Origin of the sequence: Actinobaculum sp. 313 (assembly GCF_003073475.1) — a bacterium.
Taxonomy (GTDB): domain Bacteria; phylum Actinomycetota; class Actinomycetes; order Actinomycetales; family Actinomycetaceae; genus Asp313.
The window spans coordinates 305,904-327,976 of the sequence record NZ_CP029033.1 but is presented as its reverse complement, the minus strand read 5'-3'; the positions used below and the strand labels follow the sequence as shown (position 1 = coordinate 327,976).

Genomic DNA, 22,073 nt, shown 5'->3' with positions numbered 1-22,073 from the left:
CTTCGCGCCTGCCGTCCATAGTGAGCATGTCTGACGATTCGTAACGCCAGGCATGGCAGAGGGCCCGGTTCCTGTTGGTTCCGGGCCCTTGCTGGAGCCACCTGAGAGAATCGAACTCTCGACCTATTCATTACGAGTGAATCGCTCTGCCGACTGAGCTAAGGTGGCACGCTGCTTGAGCAGCATTGGATATGCTACCCAAGCGCGCCGCGAGCCGCAAACCGTAACCGAGTGAAAGGCGACGCATGTGCCCGCTCACCGGAAGACCGCTGGCAAAAACGCGCACCGGCATGCACAGGTATACTTTGTCACGGCGAGCAGGTCAGCCCGTCTTCCGGTACAGTTCCCTCAATCAGGTAATCGTCGAGCGGGTCACTAATGCAGTCATCTGCCGAACCGTAAGCCGTATGCCCGTCGCCTTCCCACGTCACCAGCACGGCGCTGTCCAGAGACTCTGCCAAACTCTCCGACCACTGGTATGGAGTAGCCGGATCGTAGCGCGTACCGACGACGACGATCGGGTCCGCTCCCTTCCCAATGTACGGCCCCGGAGCCTGCGAGGGCTTGTAGGGCCAGTACAGGCAGACGTCGGGAGCGCTGAGCATATAGTCACCGAAAACCGTGCCGTTCTCTCTCAGATCTGCGGCGAGTTCCTCTACTTCGTCGTCGGAAGACAACGGGTAGTCGGCGCAGTTAATTGCCCAGTTCGCCTCGGTGGAGTTCGAGGAGAAGGAACCGTCCGTTTCCCTACCATTCATGAGATCGCCGAGATACTGGAAGAGCGAGCCGTCATTGTCATTGATGAGCTGTGAGAAAGCCTGCGTGAGAATCGGCCAGTTCTGCTTGTTATACAGGGGCGTGATCAAGCCACTGAAAAACTGTGACTGAGTCAAGGGGCGATCCGCATCGCTTGTGGGGAATGGCTCCTCCAAAGACTTCTCAAAGAGTTCCTTGATCTGCGCCAAAGCGTCGTCAGTCGAACCCTTGAAGGGCACGCGTTCCCGCCACGACAGTCGTCAACGTAGTTCCGCAGGGCGGTTTCAAATCCCAGAGACTGATCGTGACTCATTTGCGCCGAACCAACCGTGGTATCAACAGCACCATCAAGAATCATGCGCCCAACATTGTGTGGGAAAAGATCTGCGTACTGGCCGCCAAGCGATGTTCCATAGGAGAAACCCACATAGTTCAGCTTCTCGTCGCCCACCAATGCTCGCATGACATCCATGTCCTGCGCTGCGTATTCCGTACCCACGTAGGGTAGGAGGTCGCCCGCATTCTCCTCGCAGGATTGACCAACCATCTTCACCTGCTCATCGGCTTCCCGAGTCCCTTATCCGTTGACAGGTCGAAAGACTCATCGAGGAGCTCCCCGAGAGTATCATCATCGACGCAATCCACCGGTGTGGAGCGCTCCACGCCGCGCGGATCGAAACCAATAATGTTGAATGCGTCCGTAATCCGGGTATCGAAGTAGTACTCCGCATTCTCCGCGACCGAGAATCCAGATCCGCCCGGTCCACCCGGATTCACGAAGAGATTCCCGACAGCCTTGCGGCCGTCCGCCGGCCGCCGTGTCATCGCAATCTCAATCGTCTCGCCATCGGGGTTGTCATAGTCGAGCGGGACTTCTATCGTGGCGCAGTCCAACGACGTGTCGTCACACGATTTCCATTCAAAGTCCTGGGTGTAGAACTTCTCCAGGTCGGCACGATTCTGACCTACCTCGCCAGAACCGGATCTTCCCAGAGCGGAGGTATCCATGGCGCACGCGCTGAGCAGGAGCGCACTCGCGGCAAGGGCTGCTGTTAATCTCGTATGTCGCTTCACACCTCAACCGTATGTGACGCCGAGCTTTTCAGCCACTCGCACGCCCATTATTCGACGCAGTCACCGAGCCGCTGTACGCCGACAGTATCGCGTTGAAAGTCACCCGCATTTCGGCATCGCCCGGCGTCGCCGACGTCGGCACAGCGCGCGAAATGCCGGATATAACGCACGGGTAGCATGTTGCGCGCGGGACGCCACTCGGACTAACCGCCCAAAATTCCTGCCAGCATCCGAACAACCAAGTTGTGATGCTCCTCACCGGGCGCGTCGGTCAACCTGTGGGAGCGGTACTGCCCGGCAGTCGGCGCGGAGTAGTCGGCTCCGCCGAAGCTACACTCAAATCCCGCATTACACTCAAATCCAGATTAGAGGCCACTAATAACAGTCCAGGACTGGATTAGAGCCGGTGGACTGAAAATCCGGAGTCGCCACCGGCCGGGCCATATTTCCCCCTTTTCAGCCCTGTGGACGTAGCGCCACCATCATGGCCTCTAGGGCCAGTTGCGGCGCCACATTGCCCGCTAGGCGCTGCCGTGCGGTCGCGATGGCGTCCATGCGCCGCACCGATTGCTCCGACGACGCCGCCGCAGCCGCCTGCTCTATCTGTTTCGTCAGGTCTGCGTTGATCAAGGGAACCTGTGCGCCGAGCTGGACGGTGAGAATGTCACGATACAGGGAGAGCAGGTCGACCATGTCGCGGTCGAGCACATCGCGCTGTGTACGAGTCGCGCGCCGCTTTTGCTTCTCTTCCAGTTCTCGTACCTGTGCCCGCACGGCGGGGAACTCGCGCACCTTCCCTCACCCCCAAAGTGGCAAGCAGCTCCTGCCGTTCCCGTTCGTTGTCCTCTCCGCCTGCGCATCGGCCTGCTTCTTCGCGTGATCAAACACCCGCTGGGCCACGATGACGGCATCACCCGTTCGCGAATTCCAAGAGCTCCCAGCAGAGTTTCCTCGCGCTGTTGCCGCACCTGTACATCGGTGGCGAGTCCACGCGCCCGGCCGATATGGGACTGCGCGGCCCGCGCGGCCTGCAACGCCCGTTGCGGTTCAATGCCATCGCGCCGTACAAGAAGTTCCGCAACGTCCTCTGCAGCAGGAACAACCAGGTTGACCCGGCGGCAGCGCGAACGGATAGTCGGCAGAACGTCGTCGGCGAAGGTGTGCACAGCATCCAGAAGGTTCGCTCGGGAGGCTCTTCAATGCCTTAAGCAGCACGTTCGTCGTACGCTCCAGCATCCGATCAGCGTCCTCGATGATGATGATTCGCCACCGTCCGCTTCCCGGCGCCGTATAGGATTCTGCAACAATCGCGCGCGTCTGGTCCGCCGTAATTGTGACGCCTTCGTTGTCAGCAGCGTGACATCGGGTGGGTACCGGCCAGCACCGTTTGGCAGGCATGGCACTGTCCGCATCCCGGCTCCTCCCCCGTGCATTCGAGAGCCGCCGCCAGCGTGCGGGCTGCAATTGATCTGCCGGAACCGGGCGGCCCGGTAAACAGCCACGCCTGGCTCAGCGCGCATCGCTGCCGGAGATGGGAGCGTCAGCGGGAGCGCCGCGGGAGCCTTCTTCGGCGCCTTCCGCGCTCTCCTCATCAAAACGAGCAGCGAGTAAGCGTGCGGCGTGAGCGGCACGCTGCAACTGCTCGCGTACCGCTCGCTGCCCGACAAGCTCGTCGAAAACGCTCATGATCGAGTGCCCTTCGCGGTTGCCTCGGAGCCCTCGCCGCCACGAAGAGTCGACTCCAGATCGCCATCCGTTGCTCTGCCCGCTTCTGCGGCGTACCCTGTGACGCAGCGCGCGCGTCGGAGGCTGCCGCAGGAGCATCCGTCCCGGCGCATCGCGCCCTGCGTATTCGCGTCCTGTCTCCCGCCACCTCGGCGATATTCACATCCGGCAGGAGCACGTCCACCCCGGCCGATGTGCCATCGGCATCCAAAAGACGTGCACGAAAACTGCTCACACACCCGTGCCGTCACCTCGTCAACGGCAAGCGTACCGTCAACAAACCACCCACCGCTCCGGCTCGGCGGCCGCCAGGTGCAGAAACTCAGCCCGTACCGCCTCGTGGAATTCCAACCCCGCGATTCGATACGGTCCCGTTCACCGCCCACGCGGCTCGCCCCCACCGCCACCGGAACGTCAGGAGCACGGTCAACTGCGGAACCAGCCCATCGGTTGCGCCAGAGGAGAGTTGCCTGACCTCTTCCTTACCTAGCTAACGCGCGGCACCTGATAGGCCACGGACGAATCAAAGTAGCGGTCAGATATGACAACGGCACCGCGCTCGAGCGCTGGGCGAACCAGGGAGGCCACGTGATGCGCCCTATCGGCGGCGTACAGCAGAGCCTCCGCTCGCGGCGACACCTCGCCGCTGTGCAGCAAGGCCTCACGGATGGCCACGCCAGTGCGGTTCCCCCGGGCTCGCGTGTTTACCACAACCTCCCTTCCGCCGCGTGTCAACCATTGCTGCAGCGCTGCGATCTGCGTCGTCTTCCGGGCCGTCGCCCCCTTCGACCGAGATGAAGAGGCCCTTCACTTCTCGGTCCTCTTCTTCGCGTCGAGGTTTTAGAGGAGGACCCCCTGCCCGCCGAGCTTTTCGTACCGGAGGCTTTCGTAGTAGCGGCTGCTCGCTTCGTGCCCGCACTCTTCTTTGTGCCAGCAGCCTTCTTTGACGTCGTTTTCTTCGACGTCGTCTTACGCTTCGGCGCCGGTCCTTTCGCTCGCCGCTCAGCCAGCAAATCGTAGGCGCGATCCGGGGTGATTGTGCTTGGGTCATCACCGCGGCGCAGCGAGGCATTCGTGTCCCATCCGTCACGTAAGGGCCGAATCGCCGTCTTTCAAAACAACCGGTGATCCCGTTGCGGGATCAACTCCGAGTTCTCGAAGTGGCTTCGCTGCAGTGGTTCGCGCCGTGCCTTGGGCTGGGCCAACAGTGCCAGCGCCTCGTCCTGGGTGATGGTGAAGATCTGTTCCTCGCTGGTCAAACGAACGGGTGTCCTTGCCCTTGGAGATGTACGGCCCGTAGCGGCCGTTCCGGGCGGTGATCTCCTCGCCGTCGACCACCCCACCACTCGCGGCAGAGTAAGCAACCGCAAGGCCTCGTCCAGGGTCACGCTCTCGGCCGTCATCGTTTTGAACAGGGATGCGGTCCGCGGCGTCGGCGCCTTCTTCGAAGGCCGTCCCGTCGGCGTAAGAGTCACTTCTCCTTCCGGAAAGCTCGGTGATATAGGGCCCGAATCGGCCGGACTTCACCACAATCGTATGGCCGGTGGCCGGGTCTGTGCCGAGCTCACGCCCATTGGCACCACCGGCACCTCCAGCAGTTCGCGCGCCTTCTGCTCGTTCATCTCGTCGGGCGCAATGCCCTCCGGCACGGATACGTGGCGCAGTTCCTCGCCATCGGGCCCGGTTTCCTGAATGTACGGACCGTATTTGCCCACTCGTAACACGACGCCGTCGCCCAATGCGATGGAGTTATCGCCTTGGCATCGATATCTCCCAGCCCAGCAACCTGTTTCTCCAGTCCGGGGCGTTCAGAGTTACCGCGCCAGAATCGCTCCAAGTAGGCGGTTCCTTCCTCCTCGCCCGCAGCGATTCGGTCCAGTTCACTCTCCATATCGGCGGTGAATCCGAAATCCACCAACTCGGGCAGGTTCTCCTCTAGCAAACGCACCACGGAAAACGCCGTCCAGGTGGGGATAAGTGCTTGGCCGCGATGGTCAACATATCCACGGTCGGAAATGGTGGCAATGGTGCTGGCGTAGGTGGATGGGCGTCCGATACCGAGGTCCTCCATCTTCTTCACCAGCGATGCCTCCGTGTATCGCGGCGGTGGCTGCGTCTCGTGACCGTCTGCCTGCGCAGCGGTTACCGGCACCTGCTCACCGACGGCGAGTTCAGGCAGCCGAGACTCCGTGTCCTTCTTGCCGTCCTCATACCGCTTCGCGTCGCGTGACTCCTCATATGCGGCTAGGAAGCCACGGAAGGTGATAACCGTCCCCGAGGCGGCAAATTCGGCCTGTTCCGCTCCGGCAGCTCCCCCGAGCGTGACGGCGAGGCGTACCGAGGCGGTCTGCCCAACTGCATCGGCCATCTGCGACGCAACTGTCCGCTTCCAGATCAGTTCATACAGTGCGAATTGGGCACCGCTGAGCTGCCCGCGCACTTGGTCCGGAGTGCGGAAATGATCGCCGGCGGGGCGAATGGCTTCGTGAGCCTCTTGTGCCCCCTTGGCCTGCGTGGCGTAGCGGCGCGGTTTTTCCGGCACATAGGAGCTACCGTACATTTCGCGTATTTGGCTGCGAGCCGCGTGTAACGCCTGCTCGGATAGTGCCGTGGAGTCTGTACGCATATAGGTGATGTACCCGTTCTCGTACAGCGCCTGTGCGGTGCGCATCGAGTCGCGGGCACTCATACGTAGCTTTCGGGATGCCTCCTGCTGCAGCGTCGACGTCGTGAAAGGAGGAGCCGGACGGCGTGAGTACGGTTTCGTATCCAAGGAAGAGACAACAGCTTGACTACCAGCGACGGCGTCGGCGACGGCCTGCGCTGCCTCCTGGTCCAGCACTCGAACACCATCATGGCTGCTCTTGGTGGTGAGTTCACCCTTGTCCGTGAAGTCACGGCCAGTGGCCAGACGCTGCCCGTCCAGCGCGGTCAGCCGAGCATCGAATTCCTCGCCCGAGCCGGTGGCCGTTGCGTCTGCCTTACGGAAGGTGGCGGCGACATCCCAGTAGGATGCCGCGACGAAAGCCATCCGTTCCCGTTCGCGTTGCACAACCAGCCGGGTCGCCACGGATTGGACACGCCCGGCCGACAATCCGGCGGCGACCTTGCGCCACAGCAGGGGGGATACCTCGTAGCCCACCAGGCGGTCAAGAATACGGCGGGATTCCTGCGCGTCGACGAGCTTATCGTCCAGCTCCCGCGGGTTCTCCAGCGCCCGCGCGATGGCTTCCGGCGTGATCTCGTGGAAGACCATCCGCTTGACCGGCACCTTCGGTTTGAGGACTTCCAGCAGATGCCAGGCGATTGCCTCCCCTTCTCGGTCCTCATCAGTAGCCAGTAGGAGTTCGTCGGCCTCTTTCAGGCGCTTGCGAAGGTCGGCAACTTTCTTCTTCTTGTCCGGGGCGACCACGTAATACGGCTCGAACCCGTTGTCGATATCCACGGCGAAACGCCCATACGGTCCCTTCTTCATATTCGCCGGGAGCTCGGAGGGCTGCGGGAGATCCCGAATATGCCCAATCGAAGCTTCGACATCGTAGTCGGAGCCGAGGTACCCGCTGATTGTGCGGGCCTTGGCCGGCGACTCGACAATGACGAGTTTTGTCACGTTTTCTTCCCTCCACACACGCGTGCTTCTGTGGCCACTTTAGCGCCAAGGCGGAAGCGGGCGCGAAATCTCGAACACAGCGGTGAGCAACCTATCCCACTTCCTCGCGGCAAGGCTCACTCTATCCACAGCACCAACGGAATTGGAAACGTTTCGCTTGGGATGCAAGTCCGATGTTTTCCGGCCGAGCCGCCGCTAGCGTAGTTGTTGACCAGCGTTTTCTACGGAGGAGTGTATGCAGGAACAAGCGGTCCCTCCCGTGCCGAAAGACCACGGTACGCCGAAGGCACACTTGGCCGCTAGCCCATCCTCGCCATCCCAACCACTCTTGGCCTCTTCCGGGGCCGCGAAGGAGGGCGTGCTCATCGCGGCGCTGGGCAGCCCGACGCATCTCTCCCCCGAGGCAATCGCGGACTTCTTGCGCGAATTCCTCTCCGACCGGCGGGTTGTGGATCTACATCCCGCACTTTGGAAGCCCATCCTGCACGGCCCCGTGCTGCACGCGCGGCCCACGAAGGTGCTGCCTCAATACCAGCATGTGTGGCTGACGGACGGCTCACCATTGCGCGTATACACAGCAGCGCAGGAATCGGAACTGCAGAGGCTTCTGCCCGGCGTGGAGGTCCGCGCCGGCTATCTGTACGGCGCGCCCAACATGGTGGATCAGTTCCTACGGCTCGCCGCCACCTGCGACCGCATCACGGTTCTGGCGACGTATCCGCAGTACGCGCCGGCAACGGTCGGCTCGGTTGATGACCGTATCGCGGACGGCATCAGGCACGCCGCGCAGGCAGGCCTTTTTCCCCGGGTTCGCTCCACGCATGAGTGGCATCTGCTCCCGGAATACATCACCTGGTACAGCAGGAGGATCGGTGCAGCCCTGGCGGAGGGGCCGATTGATGAAGTCGTGTTCTCCTGGCACAGCCTGCCGGACCGCCCGGTCCACGAGCCCGATTTCTACCGTGCACAGTGTGAGGCCACGGCGGCGGCCATCATGGAACGGGTCCAACTGGACAGCGACGCTCGTCTTCCCTGGCGCAACACCTTCCAGTCGCGTTTCGGCCCCGGCCGCTGGATGACACCGGCAACAATTGACACCATGGCCGAACTGCCCGCGCAGGGAAGCAGACATATCGTGATGGTGACGCCCGGTTTCTTTGCCGACTGCCTGGAAACCTCCTATGAGCTCGACGTACTGAACGCGCAGGCATTTCACGCGGCGGGCGGGCAAGGATTCCGCCGCATTGCCCCGCCGAACGGCAGCGCTGACGCGGCTCAAATCCTTGCGGCACTGCATCGGAGCCTGCCGGATTTCAGCGAGTTTGCACAGTTGCCCGAGGCTACTATTCCCACGCGGTGAGCATTCCCAGCGCGAGTAGTTCCCGCACGGCAGGAAGCACTTCGGCGCGCACTGACTCCGCTGCCTCACCGAGAAGGTCGGCGACGGCGTCGCAGAGTACACCTAAACTAAGTTCCCCGTCACACGCTCCAACGACGGCGGCGACGGCACTTGTCACCTCGACCTCGGCCGCAAAGCCATTGGTCTGGGCCAGTTTGACGAGGAAGGGATCGCTCTGGCCGGGAATGTGAAGTCGATGCTCCACGCAGTTGTTCTGCGGGCGGAGCACCGCGAGCTCATCAGCCGACCTATCCAGTAGCCACCGTTGTGCCCAGATTCTTTCTGTGTAGTCATGCAGACTTGCCGGGGCCGGTCCGCCCAGCGCCTCGCAACGCAACCAAGGCTTCTTCCAGGCGGCAGCGGGCGCCTCGTGCGTCGCAGGCGCTGAAAGAGGCATCCCATCCGCACTATCACTACTCACGAGCGCCGCAGCGGGAGGCGACTGGTCTGTACCGAGATTCGAATGGGGCCTTCCGAGCAGCACGTAGCCCATTCCGATTCCGACTACGTCGCGATCCCGGAAATCCGTGAGCCATTTCGCATAGGCTTCCTCATATTCTCTATCCGCCGTGGTGAGGCCGCCGTCGCGCAACCACATCTCCACGTAGCGGCAGGGCTCGAGATACTCGCGTTGGATGAACCACGCGTCGAGGCCGAGGCCCTCCACCCATCGCCGTGGCCCGGTATCCCAAGCGGCTTCGTCGCGGATCTCCCAATTTCCCAACATCCATACGCGTCCTCCGGCGCGCAGCACACGTGGAAGCGCCCCGATAAGCTCCGCCTGTAGCGAGTCACCGGGCATGCCGCCGTCGCGATATGAGAAGACCACTTGGCGCCGGACCGCAGACGCGGTTATCACGAAGGGTGGGTTGGAGACCACAACGTCGAATAACTCAGGCTCCACCTGTACGCCGACGGACTGAACGTCATCGGACTGGACGTCGGACTGCTCGCCGCTGGAGGGCAGTACCGGCTCCAACAACGAGCCCTGCCGCAAATCGAGTCGGACCCCGGCCATGCGGGCGTTGAAGCGCGCATAGGCGAGTGCACGTGCGGATGTATCGGTAGCGGTGACGCGCGCGCCACACAGCGCGGCGAGAATGGCATGAATACCGCAACCGGTGCCAATGTCCAGCACCCGCTGGCCGGGTCGATAGTCCGCGAGCGCGGCCAGGGTGCGAGTGGCACCGCCCACGGGCATCACATGATCAGAAGTCGGGAGCATGCCCACAAGCTCTCCCCAATCCGAGGCCACCAGCAGTCGGCTCGGAGCCATACCCGATCCGCGCGCAGGCAGATGCGCCGGTATTGCGATGGGCACGATCTGGAAGCGCGCCCGCACCAGCCGTTTCTGTGTCCCCCCACCGCTTGCGGGGCTCCCGTGGTAGCCCGGCACGAAACCTTCACGGACTCCCTCCCCGGCACCGCCAGTCGGTTCCTCCGCGGCCGGGTGATCAACCTCCTGCAGCACCGCGCTCGCCAGGTTGGGCGAGTCGAATAGCTCCGGCAAGGCCAGCACCGCCTCGTCGTAGGCAACCGCATCGCCCAGCAGAAACAGGCGCGCTTGAACCGCAATCCAGCGGTACTCCGCGCTACCCGCTGAGGCCGCCCGCGCGGCCAATAATGCAGGCAGCCGCTGTTCGCGCCGTACCGCCCGAGCGGCCTCCCCGCCCAGAGTTTCCTCAATGGCAGGCCATGAATAGCCATCCAAATCAGCGCGGAGCCTATCTGCGGCCTCGTCGCTTAACAGTTCGGTGGTGAACACAGGTACCATGACGAACAGCCTAACGCTCGGTACCGCGAGCAGCCGTGAAGCGCGAACCATGGGCACGAGCAGCCAGTGAGGCGTGGCATATGGGCACCGCGAGCGGCCGGAGCAGCATATGGCACAACAAGCAGCCACGCGAGCCAATGAGCGCCAACGGCAACCAGGCGCACTCAACTATGCAGGCACTCACAGGGGTCACCTCTTAGTCGCCCCATGTCATCATCTGTGCGACCTCCTATCATGAGGATGTGCCCGAACAAACTGAAGCTCTGCAAGGAAGAGAGCGCGACAGAATACTGCTCGTTCTACTATCCGCGCTTTTCTTCTCCCTGATCACCGTCAGCATCATTAATGTCGCCCTGCCCGCCATTGAGACCGGACTCAATGCAAGTGCGGCGGATTTGCAGTGGGCTCTAACCGGGTACTCCCTAACCTTCGGCGTCGTGCTCGTCGCCGCAGGCCGCGCCGGAGATCTGCTGGGCCGGGGCCGACTCTTCTTGGTGGGAGTCACCCTCTTCGGCATCGCATCAACGGTGGCGTCGCTGGCGCCGAACGCACTGGTCCTCAACTTGGCACGCGCCGTGATGGGGGTGGGCGCCGGTTTTTACAATCCGCAGGTCAGCGGCCTGATCCAACAGCACTATCGTGGCGCCGAGAGGGCTCGCGCCTTTGGGTTATTCGGTGCTGTCGTCGGAACCGCGGTCGCAATCGGACCGGTCATCGGTGGACTACTGCTCGGCTCTCTTCCCAGTTGGCTCGGCTGGCGCATGACGCTCGGAATCAATATCCCGCTCGCCCTACTGGCCGTCATTCTTGGCTGGAGATGGCTGCCACGCGAGGGAAGGAAGGTTCGCCGCCAACACGCCACGGATCACGGCAACGCTGTACCAAACGAAGGCGACGGCTTGGCCCCCCGGCGCTCGATGCCGCGTCCGCACCACGACCTAGACCCCTTCGGTGCGGTTTTGCTGGGTGTCGCGGTTCTGTTCATCATGCTTCCATTCATGGTCGCCGCCGAGAATCCGCTTGCGTGGTGGGCACTGCCCACGGGACTCGTTGTACTGGGAATCTGGCTCCTGTGGGAACATACCTACGCGCGACGCGGGCATGAGCCCATGGTTAATCTGGCTATGTTCCGCATCCGAACCTTTTCGCTCGGTGCAGCCATGATCACCGCGTTTTTCGCCGGAACGACGACGATCTGGGTACTCATTGCGCTCTTCGTCCAGAACGGGCTAGGACGTAGCGCATTAGTCGCAGGGCTAATCGGCATGCCCTCCGCGTTGTTGTCGATCTACTCCGCGCCGCTCGGCGGGCGGCTGGTGGTGCGCTGGGGACGGAAGATCGTCGTCTACGGCCTGCTGTGTAATCTCACTGGCCTGGCGCTGACCGCCTGGGTCTCCACCTTTGTGGCCGAAGGGACAGAAGTCTGGCTGTTGGCGCTGTCCACACTGCCACTCGGCTTCGCTGCTGGATGGATCAACTCACCGAATCAGGTGCTCAGTCTGCGCGATGTGCCGGTGGCTAATGGAGGGACCGCTGCTGGGATCATGCAGACCGGGCAGCGTATCGCCACTGCAGTGGGAACCGCTGCTGTGACCGGGCTCTTCTTCCAACAAGTCGCACATGGATACGCCCATGCGCTTCGTATGGGGTATGCGCTCATTGCCAGTTTTGTTATCGTGGCGCTTGTCATCGCACTTGCAGACCTCGCCGCCGACAGCCGCACTCGCACTGCCTACGGTTCCCCGGTTCTCTCGGATAACGAGCGAGCAACCGCGCGCCGGGTCGTTGACGAGGGTACACACTAAAGCTGCACCTCCCGGATTGCCTCACACAAATCCGGAAGGTGCAGCCGTCGCAGCCTTACGGCTGCTTAGTTACGCCTCCGTGTGCTTCCGGCGGCGACGAGCTCCTACCACGGCGAGACCACCCACGCCGATCAAGATCAGCGCCCACACGGCATAGCGGATATCCGCGCCGGTGAACGGCATCTTGTGCGGCGAGGGTGTTGATGGCTTCGGGGACGGGCTCGTAGACGGGGTCGGAGTGGGCGACGGCGGCTCGGCACAGGCCTCATCCGTCATCTCCTCACCGCCGGCTGTCACCGTTGCCCGGTTCAGCGCGCCGGTTCCTGACTCGCCCGACTCCAGCGTGCAGTTGCCTGCAGTACTGCTCAGCGACGATGGAATCTTGGCTCGGATGACTACCGTGAAGGTTTCGGAGGCTCCTGCCTCCAGGGCTGCATCACTGACGACCACGGGCTGCGCCGTGCCATCCCAGTCGTCCGCCGCACCATTGCCTGTGACCTCGGCAGAGATGATCTCCATTCCCTCTCCGAATGCGGGAGTATCCGTGAGTGTGTATCGCGTCGCGTTTGCTTCGTCGGTGTTCGTCACAGTCACCTGATACTTCACCGTCATCACACCGTCGACAAGCGTCGGTGTACCAGTCACCGTCTTATCGACGATAACTGCGGGCAGTGCCGGAATATCGCCGCAGGCATCGGCGGTGAATTCGGAGGTTCCGGATGTCAGGGTCACCTGGTTGTGCAGCGCCTCGTTACCCGCTGGCGCGTCGCTGCCCTGGCACTGCGCGTCAATGGCGCTGTCCGTGTTCACTCCCGACGCGGGCGCGTTCACATTGAGCGTCACCGTGTAGGTGTCGCTCGCACCCGGCTGGAGTGCCACCGGAGTATCAACAATCACCTGCGTCTGGCCATTGGCGGCAGTCCAGGTGAACCCATCCGGAGTCTGCCCACCGGTCACGGTACCGGAATTAATCGCCACACCATCACCCAAGGTCGGAGTATCCACCAGCGTATACACCACGGCAGTATCCGCAGACGGATTACTCACCGTAATGCTGTACTCCAAATCCCACGTACCATCCCAGGCACCATCGGCAAGACGCCGCTGCGCACTGGTGAAGGTCTTGTCAACCGTTGGGGCAGCCGGGGCTCCACAGGCCTCAGCAGTTGTGCTCTGCCCACCTGACACCAGGGATGCAACATTTCGGAAACCTGTGCGGCCATCCTCGCCGTCATCAACGGTGCAGTCGGCCGCGCTTGGAGCCACAGTCGCTAGCGGCGCGCTCGCATGGACGGTCACCGTATAGACGATCCTAGCCGGGGTTCCCGGGTCATCGTCGGTTGCCGGTACCTCGGCGGCCGGAATACTTCCACCGACGACGACGGCCGTATTCTGCACGCCGTCCCAGTTGGTCTCCGTGACCGCCTGGTGACCTTCCGTCAATTCGATAGTTGCCGAGTCCACGGTGATTCCTGCGCCGTAGTTCAACTCGTCCGACAGGTCGAAGCGGGCCTGCAGCGCCGAACTATTGGAGACAATGAGACTGTAGGTGATCGTCCAGCTTCCATCGGGCTGCTGGACGGGAACTCCTTCGAGCCTCTTCTCGATAGTCGCTTGGGCTGCTTGCTCAATCGATCCGCAGGCCTCATCTTCTAAGGTCGTACCGCCGGCGCTTACCGTAGCCGTGTTGTGCAGCGCCTGGTTACCAGCGGCCGTATCGCCACCCACGCATTGAGCGTCAAAGCCGTCGGCCGGTACACCCGCATCCGGTACTGTCACATTTAAGCGCACCGTGTAGGTGTCGCTCGCACCCGGCTGGAGCGTCACCGGAGCATCAACAATCACCTGCGTCTGACCATTGGCAGCAGTCCACGTGAAACCATCCGGAGTCTGCCCACCGGTCACAGTACCCGAATTAATCGTCACACCATCACCCAAGGCCGGAGTATCCACCAACGTATACACCACAGCAATATCCGCAGAAGGATTACTCACCGTAATGCTGTACTCCAAATCCCACGTACCATCCCAGGCACCATCGGCAAGACGCTGATCGGAACTGTCCAGGCTCTTGACGATTTCCGGAACAGCGGGGCTGGCACAAGCGTCCGCGTCGCTGGTCTTGCCGGCAGAGCTGACCGTGGCAGCGTTGTAGAAGCCCTGGCCTGGGCCGTCGGAGCCATCGGGCTCACATACGGCCGTATCCGGAATCCCATTCGCGCCAAGATCGGCCTGTGCCAAGACAATGACGTGATACTCATGCGTCCCATCGGCGGTGATCGTCCGGTCGGTGGCCAATGTCCACGGTCCGGTGCCTTCGAGGTCTTGTGCTTCGTCGTCGCCCGGTTGCCGTACCTGCGCAGAGAGCACGGTCAGGCCATCTCCGAATGACGGCGTATCGCTCAACGTGTAACGGCCCACCGCCTCACTGCTATTGGTGACCGTGATCGTGTAGTCAATGCTCCACGTTCCGTCACCGTTATCTGTAGCCGTGGAAGCGGTTTTCTCCACACCCACCTCCGGAGTTTCAGGAATCGATCCACAGTCCTCATCCGAATGCTCCGTACCATTGGAGGTAACCGTCGCCGAGTTATGGATCGTCTCACCAGAGGTGGCACTATCAGTTGAGCACTCCGCCTGTCCCGAGGTGTTAACGCCGTCGGCGGGACCGGTCACATTCAACGTGATGGTGTATGTATGCGTCCCCTCGCCGTCGGCCGCCGCGGGAAGCTCCGCACCGGTAATCACGGGATCCGGCATGGCGTCCGCAGCAAGCGTCTCGGTTAGCGCACCGCCGCTGATGGTCACCTGGTTAAGAACTACGGAGTCCGGAAGCGTCAACACATCGCTCAGGTCGTATGTCAATGCCTGCACGGAAGACGGATTAGTCACCGTCACCGTGTACGTCAGATCCCATGTGCCATCCCAGGCCTCGTCAACCATATGCTGTGCGGAGCCGGTGAAGGTCTTCGCTATCAGGGCCTCCGGCAGGACCGTGTTCGTGACGGTTACAGTCGCCGCCTCGGCGTCCGGATCAACGGGAAGGCGGAACTGCACCTCATCGGCGGTAACCGACTCGACCTGCTCCTCGCCCTCCGCAATCATGATGGTTGCACCGGTGACGGTATACGTCTCCGGGTGCTGCCAGGTCATGCCTTCGGCGAGACCACCCTGCGGTCCCTGCTCGGATACCGTGCAGTACGAGCCGAGCGGAATATCCGCAACGGTGACCGGAGCCCCGCCTGCTTGCACCTCCACGGTCCCGCTAATCGGATCGTTTGTGCCAGCACGGCAGGAGTAGTCGACTGCGAATGTAGTATCGGTGACGCCATCGGACGCGCCTTCGATCGGAGCCTTCTGAATCTGGAAGGAGCCGATATTACGCGCCGTCTCATTGGTGACGGTTGCCCGAACGTGATCACCGGCTGGAATCACCCCGTTGTTGGTGTAGTCAACCGGCACCTCCTCCACCGGCGTCGTCCAAGTGTACGAAGCGTCGGAATGTACCGGGTTTCCCGGACGTCCGCTCTCGGCAACCGTGCAGGAAGAATCGGCAAGAATACGCGCCGGGTTTGAACCGTCCGCGCCAGTCAGGGTGGCGTCTCCTCGTCCGGTCACCGTCCATTCTCCGGCGGCTACCGTGCCGTCCTGCGCTGTACACGTCCATTCGCCCGAATAGACGTTCCCGAAGGTGGCCGTGGAGCCCTCCGGGATGTCCTTGACGATCTCAAGGGCACCGTACCTGCGTGTGGTTTCATTCGTCACCCGCAGTACCGCGGTAGCCTCCGGTTCGGTTGTCACCGAGTTACCGCCCGCGAACTCACCACCCTCGTCGGGCGTCACCTCGTATACCGGTGTGTTCCATCCATATGACTTATCGCTGAGCAAGTCATCGGTAAGCGTCTGTTCCTGGATCGAGCACTCGGAACCTGCGGGGATGCGCGCCGCCGTCAGATCCGGTGTGGCAATGGCACCGCCAGAGGCGGGAAGAGTGGTCTGCCCCTCCACTGTGCTGCCATCTGCAGCAACGCAGGTATAGGAGATGAGGACCTCGGCACCGTCGGCAAGTCCAGCCGTTGTGCCGTCGCCATCCACTCCGCTGTAAATCTTCTCAATACGCAGATCCGAATAGACGCGTGTCGCATCGTTCGTCACAGTGATAAGTGCCGGAGAGTCCGCTTCCACTGTCGCCCCGGATTCCACATTCGGACCCGAGTAGGTGACCACCGGATCGAGCCACGTATACGACGTATCGCGCAGTGCGGAGTCTGCCGGGGTGTCCTCGTTCGCAGTACATACCGCGGTCAGCGGAAGCTCGCCCTGCTCTTCACCGTCCGATGTTGTCAAAGTGGCCGTACCGGCGCCGTCGACGCTCCACGTGCCACTGGCAATTTCCTCGCCGTCATAGCTGCAGGTGTAGGAGCCACTGTACGCGGTCCCGTCATTGACGATGCCATCCTGTGCCGCGGTGGCGCCAAGTTCCTTGCGGATCTCCAGGCTGCCACGCACGCGCGTAATCGGATTGCTGACCTTGATCGAGATTTCATCGCCCTCGACCACGAAGGTGTCTGTCTCGGTGGTGACACCGTCAATGGTCACCTCGAAAACCGGAGTGCCCCACGCGTAGGAGACATCCTTGAGCATGTCTTGCGTCAGCGACTCCTCGGAAAGCCGGCACGTCCAGCCACGTGGCAGTGTGCGCGGGAAGTCCGCCGTCTGACCATTGGTCAGTTCCACAACGCGCGGATCGAAAGAGTCGTTGCCCTCATCGGTACAGGTGGCGAACACGGTAAACGTCTGGTCGGCGTTCGCCAGGCCAGCGGTTTCACCTGTGACCTCCTTGCTGATATGCACGGTGGAGGTCTCCTGGACCACCTCGTTGGTCACCGTCATTTCGTTGGTGATATCCGCAGCGACGACGGCGTCACTTACCGCAGCGCTATCACCGGCAGCGCCCCATACATAGGATGGGTCGCCCGCATTGGGCGGATCGTTAACCGGGTCCTCCGCCGGGGTACAGCTTGCCCCCAGCGGCAGCACACTGTTATCGGCTGCGAGATCAACTTCTGTCCCGTTGACCGTGGCGATCACGGTAGCGACTCCCGCACCGGTCACACTCCAGGTGCCGCTGATGTCAGAGTCTCCGGCGTGGGTGCATACGAAGCTGCCCGTATAGGTAACAGCCCCTCCTTGTGCAGCAGCATCGCCTTCACCAGTGATCCGTTTGCTCAGGCTGATAGTGCCGAATCGGCGCTCGATGTGGTTCGTCACCGTGAGCGTGCCATTATCGCCTTCACCAACGTTGGCGAGAGGATCGGAGAAGTCCGGCGTCCCCCAGGCGTAGGAGTCGTCCTGCAGCCCGCCGCTGATCGTGGCCTCGGTCACCGAGCATCCGGTGGAGCCGAGCGGCACCTCAAAGGTGACGCTATCGCCATCGCCAAGATCGGCCGTACCCATCACCGTAGCCGCATCTCCTCCCGGCGGTGTGCACAGCAGTGAGACCGGGAAGGTTGTTCCCGTATAACCCTGTTTGTTCTCGTCGGCCACCGTCTTCGCAACCGTCACTGATCCCGTGCGCGCAGACAGCGAGTTCGTCACTTCGACGCCGACTTCCGGTTCACCTTCATCCGGCAGGGTGAAGGTGACTGCCCCATCACTCGTGGTAGTTCCGGTGACACCATCACCGCTCACTGTGAAGGACGGCGTATCCCAACGATAGGGATCGATCGGCGTCGGCAGATTCTCGGATTCCGACACCGTGCAGGTAGAGCCGGCGGGGACATCCGAGACGAGCTGGGACGAGAGATCGCTCAGGGCCACATCACCCGATACGGTGTGCCCCGCCTGCGAGGTGCACTCATAGTGAACCGTGAAGGAACCTGCAGCGTATCCCTCACCCGCACCCGGGCCGTTCACCGTTTTCGTGATTGTCAGCCCCGCCAAGTACTTGCCGACCGTGTTCGTGTAGGTCAGCGTGTTGGCGCTGGCATCCGCACTGACGGTGATGGGTTCACCCGCTTGGCGATTCTGCCAGTAGAAGGAGTGATTCGCGGGGTCCGGATATCCTGGGTCGTCCTCGGTAATGGAGCAGTTGGAACCCAGCAGCACGGAAGCACGCGTATTGCCTTCCGAGAGGACGGCGTCACCCGAGGTCACTGTCAATGTGGCGGCCCCTGCTCCAGTCCGGCTCCAGGTTCCGGAGACCTCCGTTGCGCCACCGCCGTAGCTACATGTCCAGGTGCCAGTGAAGGTGGTCGTCGTACCCACACTCGGATCGCTGTCCAGAGTATTGAGAATCTTTTCCACCCCGATAGTCGAGTAGACGCGTTCGTAGGTGTTAGTGAAGGTCACACGCGGGTAGGGACGCCCTGCGTCGGAACTGGCGGCATGCGCCACAACCGTCGCCGTCGTTCCATCTACCTCCACCGTGTTCCCCACTCCATCATCGGGATCGATGGTGGTGGACGCCCACCGGTATGACGAATCGACAAGCCCGGTGGATGTGCCCGTCAACGACTCTTCGGTCACCGTACAGGTGGTACCCGCCGCAAGCGGGGCACCCGTGTTGCGCCAGACTTCGCCGACTGCCAGGGAGATATGGGCAGTGTAGTTCTCGTCATCTCCCTGTGCCGGGGCATCGCAAGCGATGTCGAAATCAAAGGCGGTTCCGGCTACTAGACCCTCGGTCTGCGGAACTACCTTTGTCACGGCAATCCCGCCCCAGGCCGCAGTAGTGTGATTTATGACCTTGGCGGTCTCACCGCCCGCAGAAGAGATAGCGATGAGATTGTTCTCGAGGGCTTGCCCATTTGCATCCACGTACTCCGTGGCTGCCGGGTCCCATTCGTGATCGGCATCCAGCACGTCGTCGGCGAAGTCGTCGTCAGCGCCGTCTGCATTCTCACTGATCTGGCAGGTGGTGCCACGCGGAACTTGAACGGTCACTGTCTCGTCGGCTGCCACTTCCTCCGTATAGGTGAAGCCCGCACCACAATCCGCAGTGATCGTGAAGGTATGGGTCGAGCCGTCAGCCGCGGTCCCGAGATATCCCCCGCCCACGACTTGCTTCGTCAGGTTCAACGGAACAAGGACCACCGTGTAGTAGTTCTCCACCGTGGTGGAGGCCGTGGCATCCGCAGCGACGGTCACCGTCTGATCAACGATGTTGTTGCGTGTCCATTCGTAAGCGGGAGTTGCAAAATCGCCATCTTCGACGGTGGGAACATCTTCGCTTGTTGTGCATGTCGCCCCGGCGGGCACCGTCACCGTGGTTGATTCGCCATCGGCAAGCTCCACCGTACCGGAGGCTACCCCGGAGCCGTCCAGCTGGCAGGAGTAGTCAATGGGGAAGGCTCGCTCACCGGTATAGCCCGGCTGAGCAACGCCGTCTTCCGGTAGCACCCTCTTACTGATCTGCAGCAATCCCGTCTCCTGGGCGATGTGGTTGGTAACCGTCACACTGACCGTGTCATCGCCAACGGTCACCACGTCCTGCGCGGAGAAGGTCGGCTCTGCCCAGTGGTAGGACGAGTTCGTAAGACCGCCATCCGGGGTCTCCTCCGAAACCGTGCAGGTCAGACCGGCAGGGATACCGTCAATCTGCACCGTTTCCCCCGCGCTTACCGTACGTGTTCCCGAGTAGTCCACTCCGTTCGCGGTACCGCAGTCGTAGGAAATGTCATAGGTCTTTGTTGTATCAGCGAGTCCACCCAGCGGGTCGTCGATCTCCTTGCTGATTTGCAGGCTGCCGGTACGCAGCTGGTTCGTGACGGTGCAGGTGACGTCGGCGTCGTCGGCAAGGTTCACTACGCTGTCGCTCACGTCGACCGTTGCACCATCGGCGTCCGCGCAACTCCAGTCCTCAACCAATTCGAAACCGTAGACGTCGGCTGGCGCACTCTCCGACAGCTGGTATGAACCGCTGGGGACGACTTGGCTGGTCACAGCCTCACTTCCCGAACGTCCGGAAACTGCCGTATCACTGGTCATGGTGTCGGTACCATTGGCCGTCACCGTCCACTGGTCAGCCGTCACGCCGTCGGGAACGTCACCCTGCAATGCCTTGACCAGGGTCAGGCGTGATTTCGCCTCGTATTCATTGTGGTACGTGCAGGTGATATTCGTGTCGTTGACGTTGTCCGCCAAATCGGTACTGTCTAGCGCTAGCGTTCCAGCGTCGATATCGATATTAGGTGTCGGATTGTCGGCAGTGGAGTCGAACGGGTTTCCGTTGCGGTCCAGGAGGATATTGCCGTCGTCACCGTATGTACAGACAATGTCGGCTAGTCGCCATCCAGAGGAGCTGTCCGTCAAGGCGGGAACCGGGGTATCCTCCTGTACCTTGGCGCGGTCATCCGGCGCGAGCAACTCGTATGTCTTGCTGTCAACCGCCATGTTGGTGGTGCCCCAGCCCGACGGCGTCATGGACCCCATGGGGCTCCAGGTTTCGGCCGCCACCGAACCAACTTCGGAGAGATTACTGTAGGTGAAGGTGGGGATCTCCGTGTCCTGCCACTGCTCGGCCGTGGTGGCGTATTTCTGGAACGTCACCTCACGGACCTGTTCCATGGAACCGTATAGGCACCCGTACGTCTGCGCGGCTTCCTTCGTAACAAAGCCTGCCTCAAGATCAACAATGTCCGCTTCATCAAGCTCGGCTGCACAAGCCTGCCAATCCGCTCCCTTGTTGACGAAACCCCACAACTTGAGCTTGTATTGTATGCCTGTTGTAGGATCCGTCCATGCTGTGTCGGACCGATCAGTGGCAATGGTGAGATAGTCATCCTCGCAGGAGCGGCCGTTCTTCCCGTATAGCGCGCCGTTGTCCTCTCCCGCAGCAGCAACGTCACCGGCAGGGAAGGACCGCAGGATGCCGGAGCGATCATATGCGTAGTGGTAGTCGGAGGACCATCCCCATCCGGTCCAGGTGGCGCGAAGACCGACCTGTCCGGCACTGTTCATCGCGTAGCGCCCGGAGCCGTCTTCCACGTAGTTCCCATCGGCGTCAAAAGTGGACCGGCAGGTGTTCACTGTCTCATGCAGCGTAAATGGGAAGGCGGAATCAATAGCCACTGTGCCGTCCGGGTTCTGGCCGAGAGCAACATTGATATTGCCGTACAGGAGCGAACCACCATTGCCGTCGTCGTCCTTGTAGCGCGAATCGGTGGTGGTGAAAATGGGATTGTTCCAGTGACGCATATCGCCCACAAGGAAGGATTTCCCGACTTCCACCGCGGAGGTCTCACCGGGGCGGAAACCGACCGAACTCTGCGTCTGCAGGTCAGCTGTTGGTCCGGCACTACTCTGGTTGGTCCCCCAACCGTAGGCGAAGAGCGCGTACTCTTGTTGGGAGCCGGTCACATCTTCCGTGGTGGTCTGGTAGAGGTAGTTGCCGCCCGAAACTGGTGAGTAGCGTACACCGCCGTATCGGTTGGCGTAGTACTCGTTGGAGTATCCGCCCCCGATGGGTTCCTCTTTCATCGTCACGTTGGAGACACTGGCAACGGTCTCGCCAAGTGGAACCGTTACCTCTGCTGCCTGTGCCGGCGTGGTGTGCCATGGCCAGATCACCGATCCCAGTACAAGCATCGTTGAGACAAGTACCGCGAGTATCCCACCAAAAGTTCGACACTGCGTGGTGCGGCCGGTCCACGATGATCGACTCAGGCCCGCGTTCAAACACTGGAACCTTCGAAGTATTGTCGCAGTTTGTTCTTCCCACATTAAAGAGAATGTATGTTTTATACTACTCATCGCATTCGCCCCCAGAATGTGATCGTCGTTGGCCCAATTGAACAAGTTCAAGGCCAAGCTTGGCAGTATGCTACAACAAAGAAAAACCTCGAGTCTCAACTTTGCCACTTGCGTGACCAGCCAAAACGCTGTCGTACTAACATATCTAAGTTCACGTCTTGTACGAGATTATAGAAG

Annotated in this window: 11 protein-coding genes, 1 tRNA gene and 2 pseudogenes; 3 read left to right on the top strand and 11 right to left on the bottom strand. The window is 61.5% G+C overall.

What is annotated here, in order from left to right; translation table 11 throughout:
- Positions 1–92: 92 nt before the first annotated feature.
- The 4 genes from DDD63_RS01340 to DDD63_RS12650 all read right to left on the bottom strand — a co-directional run bounded on the left by DDD63_RS01340 (position 93) and on the right by DDD63_RS12650 (position 2,622).
- A tRNA-Thr gene (locus DDD63_RS01340) sits at positions 93–168 on the bottom strand.
- A gap of 140 nt (positions 169–308) precedes the next feature.
- Complete coding sequence (locus DDD63_RS01335) at positions 309–995, bottom strand: alpha/beta hydrolase (RefSeq protein ID WP_240611320.1); 687 nt, start codon at positions 993–995, stop codon at positions 309–311.
- Between the two features lie 310 nt (positions 996–1,305).
- Positions 1,306–1,830: a hypothetical protein gene (locus DDD63_RS01325; protein ID WP_125482394.1), complete on the bottom strand. Its 525-nt coding sequence runs from the start codon at positions 1,828–1,830 to the stop codon at positions 1,306–1,308.
- Between the two features lie 456 nt (positions 1,831–2,286).
- Positions 2,287–2,622 (bottom strand): DNA polymerase III subunit delta' C-terminal domain-containing protein, encoded by a 336-nt coding sequence (locus DDD63_RS12650; protein ID WP_240611319.1) that lies wholly within the window; start codon positions 2,620–2,622, stop codon positions 2,287–2,289.
- Between the two features lie 167 nt (positions 2,623–2,789).
- On the opposite strand from DDD63_RS12650, the gene DDD63_RS12645 reads away from it, so the two are divergent.
- Positions 2,790–3,038 (top strand): hypothetical protein, encoded by a 249-nt coding sequence (locus DDD63_RS12645; RefSeq protein ID WP_240611318.1) that lies wholly within the window; start codon positions 2,790–2,792, stop codon positions 3,036–3,038.
- Positions 3,039–3,084: 46 nt separating this feature from the next.
- Here the strand turns inward: DDD63_RS12645 and DDD63_RS12640 are convergent.
- From DDD63_RS12640 to topA, 5 genes and pseudogenes are all read right to left on the bottom strand, one after another.
- Positions 3,085–3,228: pseudogene (locus tag DDD63_RS12640) on the bottom strand (hypothetical protein); the annotation flags it as partial.
- Entirely contained in the window at positions 3,179–3,295 is a 117-nt protein-coding gene (locus DDD63_RS13050) for a hypothetical protein (protein ID WP_276308098.1), read from the bottom strand. The pseudogene DDD63_RS12640 and the gene DDD63_RS13050, both read right to left, overlap by 50 nt.
- Positions 3,296–3,339: 44 nt before the next feature.
- On the bottom strand, positions 3,340–3,516 hold the full coding sequence (locus DDD63_RS12635; RefSeq protein WP_240611317.1) for a hypothetical protein: 177 nt from the start codon (positions 3,514–3,516) through the stop codon (positions 3,340–3,342).
- Positions 3,517–4,041: 525 nt separating this feature from the next.
- Positions 4,042–4,266 carry a dTMP kinase gene (locus DDD63_RS01315; protein ID WP_240611316.1) on the bottom strand — a complete coding sequence of 75 codons (225 nt, stop codon included), beginning with the start codon at positions 4,264–4,266 and terminating at the stop codon, positions 4,042–4,044.
- A gap of 20 nt (positions 4,267–4,286) precedes the next feature.
- Positions 4,287–7,165 (bottom strand): annotated as a pseudogene (topA, locus tag DDD63_RS01310) (type I DNA topoisomerase).
- Positions 7,166–7,523: 358 nt separating this feature from the next.
- Between topA and hemH the strand changes: the two are divergent.
- Positions 7,524–8,525: a ferrochelatase gene (gene hemH / locus DDD63_RS01305; RefSeq protein ID WP_164505403.1), complete on the top strand. Its 1,002-nt coding sequence runs from the start codon at positions 7,524–7,526 to the stop codon at positions 8,523–8,525.
- Here the strand turns inward: hemH and DDD63_RS01300 are convergent.
- Positions 8,509–10,338 carry a methyltransferase gene (locus DDD63_RS01300; protein WP_125482393.1) on the bottom strand — a complete coding sequence of 610 codons (1,830 nt, stop codon included), beginning with the start codon at positions 10,336–10,338 and terminating at the stop codon, positions 8,509–8,511. The genes hemH and DDD63_RS01300 overlap by 17 nt on opposite strands.
- 242 nt (positions 10,339–10,580) lie before the next feature.
- Here DDD63_RS01300 and DDD63_RS01295 point away from each other — a divergent pair, with 242 nt between their 5' ends.
- The gene (locus tag DDD63_RS01295; RefSeq protein WP_205647281.1) at positions 10,581–12,143 is read left to right on the top strand and encodes an MFS transporter; all 1,563 of its coding nucleotides are present in this window, start codon (positions 10,581–10,583) and stop codon (positions 12,141–12,143) included.
- A gap of 69 nt (positions 12,144–12,212) precedes the next feature.
- On the opposite strand, the gene DDD63_RS01290 is transcribed toward DDD63_RS01295, so the two are convergent.
- A complete protein-coding gene (locus DDD63_RS01290; protein WP_125482392.1) occupies positions 12,213–21,713 on the bottom strand; it encodes a DUF5979 domain-containing protein in 9,501 nt (3,166 codons plus the stop codon).
- Between the last annotated feature and the right edge of the window lie 360 nt (positions 21,714–22,073).